The following is a 6,347-nucleotide window of genomic DNA, read 5'->3' as shown; positions in this document are numbered from 1 at the left end:
GACAACCGCATCCAGACCGTCGGCGGGGCGTTGTCCATCGGCGGAACCCGCGTTGGCGCGGCCGGGGCCCTCGGCGTCAACCTGCTGACCTCGACCACCGAGGCGTATATCGCCGGCGCCGATACGGTGGTGCAGGCCGACGGCGACGCGGATAACAAGCTGACGGTGGACGCCGCGGCCATAGACGACGCCCCGGACCCCACGGGCTGGGACGACGCGTCCGCGTTCGATCCGTTCTCGGAGCTGGAGCGCGACACCCGCGGGGTCTCCGGCCTCGCGGTGAACGCGAGCTCCAGCCAGCAGGTGGGCTCGCTCTCGGCCGCCGGTGCAGCGACCCTGCCCAACCCGTCCGGCTCCGCCGCCATGGCCGGAGTCGGCAACACGTCGGTGCTCGGCGGTACCACCTCGGCCTACGTCGACGCCGCGACCATCAACGGGCAACGCGGCGGGGCGGCCCAGAACGTCGACATCGCCGCCGCGAGCAATGTCTACAGCATCGGCTACCTCTTCAGCGGTGCGGTGAGCGGCATTGCGGCGCTGAGCGGCTCCCTGGATGTGACCGCCATTGACCACACCACGAGCGCGTACGCCGACGATGCGACGATCCATGCCGGCGGCGACCTCGGTATCCAGGCGGACAGCGCCCGCGGCGCGGCGAACTTCGTGACCAGCGCCAGCGCCGCCGCCGGCAACGGCACGATCACCATGGGGGCGATCCGGCTCGCCGGCGAGACCACGGCACGCCTGCGCGGCGGCACCGCGACGGTCCGCGCCCTCACCATCGATGCCGACGACACCGCCCGGATGTCCGCCAACGTCGGCAGCGCCGTGGCCGGTGGTGGCTCCGCCGGGGGCGCCTTTGCCCTCGGAATCAACGAGACGGTGGTTGACGCCTGGCTGGGAGGCGAGGACCCGGATGCCGGCCAGAACGACGGCGCGCCGCCTGAATACGTAACCACGACGGTGAACGCTGGCGGCGCGGTGAACGTCAAGGCGCACTCGGACACGGATCTGGTCGCGAATGCCGCCGCCGCCGCGTTCACCGCCGGCGGCGGCGTGGCGGGCTCGGCCAACGTGCTGCTCGCCCGCAACGTGACCCGGGCGGGTGTGCGGGGGGCGACCCTCCGGGGCGAGAGCGGCGCCGCCGACTCCCGTGCCGGGTCACTGTCGGTACTCGCCGAGGATGACACCGCCGTGACCGGAAACGCCGGGTCCGCCGGCGTCGCCACCGGGCCCGGCTCGGTGCTCGGGGCGAGCGCCAACGTGGTGGTCACCAACAACGCCACCCGGGCCTTCGTGGATCGCTCGGACGTGCGTACCAGCGGCGCCGTGAATGTCACCGCCGAGCACACCCTCGATGCGGGGCTGTTCACGGTCAACGGCGGCGCGGCCCCCGGCGGTGCCGCCATAGGCGGGACCATCGGCCTGCTGCTCGTGGGGCCGGGCTCTCCGGTCTACAGCTACAGCGATGACGAGTCGGACGTCGACGCCGCCGTCGACGTCTCCGCCGGCTCCGAGCTCGACCATGACGGCGCCGGCACCCTGAGCGAGTTCGACAGCATCGGTGGCGGCAGCGCGACGACGATGACGCAGCGCGCGGACGTCGCCGCCGGCGCGGACACTGGTGGCGGTGTGTTCCACGACAGCGCAGACGACAACGAGGACAAGGCGGTGAACGACGGCGCCGCCTTCTCCGTCAGCGACGCCCTCACGGCGGACAACGCCCAGGAGACGGCGGCGACCATCTCCGGCGGCAGCGTGAATGCCGGCGGTGCCGTGGACGTTCATGCCAGCGAAAGGCTGGCCAGCAGCAACCGGGCGGGCAACGTGCAGGCCGGCGGCGGCTCGATCGGCGCCGCGGCCGGCATGACCTTCCTGCGCTCGGCGGTGATCGCCGGGGTGGACACCGGCGAGCTCGACGCATCGTCGCTGACCGTCAGGGCCGACGCCATGGACGACGGCGACGACAAGGCGGTGGACGTGCTGGCGGCCACGGGCAGTGCCGGCTTCGCCGCCGGTCTCGGGGCCGCGGTGTCGGTGGCGCGCCTGGAGAACAGTGTCACCGCCCGCCTTGGCGGAAGCGCGGACGTGGATGACGGCACGATAACCGTCACCGCCAAGGACACCCTCGGCGTGGATTCCGAGGCCGATGCCGCGAGCATCGGCGGCATCGGTGCGGTCGGTGCCTCTATCGCCGTGGGTGAGCGTCGTTCGGCGGTCGCCGCGGAGGTGCTCGCAGCCGGCACGGTGACCGCCGGGAGCCTGACTGTCACGGGGCAGGGTACCGGGACCACCGACGTGATCGCCCGCAGCGCTGCGGGGGGCCTCGGTGGTGCGGCCAACGGTGCGGTGGCCATCGGCCGCAATCTCGCGCCGCCGAAGGACGACGACGGCAACGACCGGGCCTCCGTCGCGGCGTCCGTCGGCGACGGGGTCAACCTCAATGCCGATGCCACGGTGAAGGCGGTGTACGGCGGTGGCCTCGATGTCGAGTCCCAGGGGGCTGCAGTCAGCCTCGGCGTGTCCATGGGGGCATCGCTGGCCTTCGCCGACAGCGCGGTGGACGTTTCCGCGACCGTGGGGAACGACGTCTCGGTGCGTGACGGTGACGGCCTCACGGTCACCGCCACACCTGCGGACAACGACAGTGCCGACGTCACGGCCACCTCGTTCAGCGCCAGCGGCGGTGCCCTGGTCGGTGCCGACGCGAGCGCGGCGTTCGCCTACGGCACCGACACCGTGACCGCCGGCGTCGGAACCGGCCTGGGCATGGAGGGCGGCGCCCTGTCGGTGACTGCGACCAGCGACGGCGAACGCCGTGCCGAGGCCCGCGGCTACTCCGTCGGCGGCGCGCTCGCCGTCGGTCTCGCGCTGGCCCGGGCGAGCGGTGAGACCGACACCACGGCAGGCCTGGGCGATGGCTTCGAGCTGGGAGCCGATGACTCGCTGAGCGACCTGACGGTGAAGGCCACGGCGAATCAGCTCAACGTCTCCGATGCCGTGGCCGGCAGCGGCGGGGTGGTTTCGGGGAACGCCGCCGCGGCCTACACCGACAGCAGGGGGGCGGCCCGCGCGGCGGTCGGAGACGGCGGCACGGTTACCGCCGAGAAGGCCGAGATAGTCAGCGCCTACAACGGCGGTTACGGCAGCCGTGCCGACAGCGTCAACGCCTCGCTGGTCGGCGTCAGCGGGGCCTTCTCCGATGCCGCGCTGACCTCCTCCAGCACCGTGCACTTCGGCGGCAGCGCGCTTCACGTCGCCAACGGTGCGACCCTGCGTGCCAAGAGCGACGTGAGCAGCCGCCACCCGGACGACACCACCGTCGACGCCGCGTCCGGCGGCGTCGCCACCGGCCAGGCCGCGGATCACGAGACCACGCTCGATATCGCCACGACGACAGAGGTCGCGGACGGCGCGACCCTGTCCGTGGGTGAGCAGTCCAACGACGGCTCCACGCCCGACTTGGTCCTGGAGGCGGTTACCGATCTCTCGGCGGCGGAGAATGCCGTGTTCGCCACCAACGGCGGATTCGCGGCCGGCGGCGTGGCGTCCGCGATCGACGCGACCATGGACACCGACGTCAGCATCGGCGAGGCCACGCTGTCCTCGCGGGGGAATATCAGCGTCAATACCCTGGCGTTCTCGAGCGTCGTGCACGACGCCACGGCGAGGACCTGGGGCGGTGCCGCTGCCACCGATGCGAGCGCCACGACCACGGTCCGCGACAATCAGTCCATCACCGTCGCCGACGACGCCAGCCTGACCGCCTGGGGCTACCTCACCCTGGCGCCCGGACAGGCGGCGGATCTCGGCCGCGACAACCGCCTGACCACCATCACCACCGCCAACAGCCTGGTGAGGGGGGTCATTGCCATAGCGGACGCCTCCGCGGCCGCCGACCAGTCCTCCAGCGCCAGCGTGGACATCGGCTCCGGCGCCACCGTGAGCGCGGGCCGGGACGTGGAGATCACGGCCTACAACGAGACCGTCAACAACACCGTCGAGGGGCTGGCCAAGGGTTTCCAGGCCGGGTTCATCCCGATCGAGGACAAGGACTCCTCCCGCCAGGCCTCGTCCTCGGCCTCGTTGGTCGTCGACGGCAGTGTCACCGCCGGCATCTTCGATCGGCTCGACATCCACATCGACGAGGACGGCAAGCTCACCTACAACGACGACGCGGCGCCGTTCATCGGCCGGGAGCAGCGCTTCAATCCCACCTCGCTGATCGAGGCCTCGAACATCGACTCCAAGGTCGCGGCGGTGATCAAGCAGGGCATCGTGGACCGGGACGTCGACGCCTGGTTCCTCGACGGTCTGTTCGCGGCCGGTGGCGACGTGATCCTGCGCGCCGACAGCATTACCGGCAGCGGCGGCATCCACGCCAACGGCGGCCCGACCATCTCCGTGATCAACGACAGCGCCCGCTACCTGCGCCTCGGCTCGGTGACGATCCCGGACAACCCCGGTGGGAGCGTCGTCTATACCGGCGTGGCGGACGGTGTGGACGGTTCCGTGGGTGTCGACACCGCCGGGGCCGGCGACGATGCGACCGTGCGCATCCGCAACACCATGGAGGACACCCTGAACAACGCCGGCTACGGTCCGGCGCTGTTCCAGGAGGACACCGTCAGTAACGTGAGCGGCACCATCGATATCTCGGTGGCCAACGGCGCCTTCGCGTCGCTCGCCAGCGTCCTGGGCCGCAACGTCTCGGTGGCGGTGGAGGGGCCGATGATCGTCGCCCCGCAGGAGGCCGAGTACTGGTCCCCGGGCCAGAGGCCGTCGGACATCTGGGACGACTACGCCGACCTGCCCGACGACGTGGTCGAGGTGGTCGTATACGCGGCGAACGCCTACTACGGCGATCTGCTCGATGACTATAACGACGACCTGCTCAACGACGACGAGCACTTCACCAGCGGCGGCGACGAATACGCGGGCGAGAGTACGATCCTGTTCGGCGGCTGCATCCCCGGTCAGTACGACGGTACGGCCACCAGTAACTGCACGGTGGGAACGGCCGAGTCCTACGACGTCCCGGGCGGGATGGTCACCCATGTCATGGATATCGACGGCGACGGCGATGCCGACCGCCAGTCCCACGTGCCGGTGGTCCCCACGGGCTGGAGCCTGGACAAAACGGCCGACTCCATCGACGACGCCGACACGGGCACGCAGACCTGGCGGGGTGCGGAGGCCGTCGCCATCGACGCCGACATCATCGACATCAACGGCACCATCAGCACCGGCCGGACCACCGAGCGCAACGTGGTGATCACGCCGGAGCTCGATGACTGGGTCGATCTGATGAAGAACCAGGCGGGGGTGAAATCCGGCAAGGGCGAGATCCCGTACCTGTATCTCGATTACCTCGGCGATGCGAACGTCGACAGCGACGAGGCGATCCGGGCCTACTATGACTTCGGTACGGACCAGGTCGAGATCGAGGACGTGAGCGCCTCCGGCGGCGGCTATCTCTACCTCAAGGGCAAGGTCATCAGCTCCTCCGATCAGGGCACGATCGATGTCGAGAGCGGTTACGGTCACATCGACATCGACAACCAGACCGCCCACGACCTGCGCGTCAACCGCCTGGGCACCGGTGACGGCGCGGTGGGCACCGTGATCATCGCCGACGAGCTCAAGGACCTGACCGCGTGGTATCGCTACACCCAGGGCGAGGGCATACGCAAATTCATCGCCGACGGCACCGACGGGCAGTCCATCGAGAACGCGCGGGAGGTCGCCGCGAGCGGCAGCTCCGACAGCTTCACGCCGCAGTCGGGAACGCGCTGGGAGTGGAGCGAGCAGGCGACCTTCAGCCGCGACAGCGACTACGAGGACGGCGACGACCTCGGCGGATGGCTGGGCAAATGGAAGTTCAGTGACAGTCACGATCCGTGGCGGACCAGCGAGGACGGACACCTGGTCCGCGACACGTCGGACGACTCCGCCTACTGGCAGAAGTCGAGTGCCGATTTCGGCAGCAACTTCACGTGGAGCATGACCTATGCCTACGGCTGCCCCGACGAGGTGGGGAAAACCTGCGACAACGGCATGGACGTCCTCGATGAGGACCTCAAGACGCGGTGGGCCTACCACTTTCCCCGCTGGGGCAAACTGGAGGTGAAGCGCTCCGCCCGGGTCGATTATCCCATCGATATCGACTTCTCCGGCTACGACAACGGACGCATCAATGTCGACAGCGGTGGGGACGTGATCCTCGGTGGCGGGGTGGAGAACCCCTCCGGCTCGCTGTCGGTGACCTCCCGCGACGGCGCCATCATCACCGGTGGCGACGCCATCCGTACCGCCTCCGCGACCCTGGACGCCCAGGGGGATATCGG

The 6,347-nt window shown here is 70.1% G+C and carries 1 protein-coding gene; it reads left to right on the top strand.

Annotated elements, in window-relative coordinates; genetic code table 11:
* Positions 1-6,347 (top strand): hypothetical protein (locus G7A99_RS13135; protein WP_163140812.1); only part of this gene is annotated, 6,347 nt, incomplete at both ends.

The organism is Arhodomonas sp. KWT (assembly GCF_010993615.1).
Note: the sequence above shows the minus strand (reverse complement) of the source record. Positions and strands in the feature narration are given on the sequence as shown.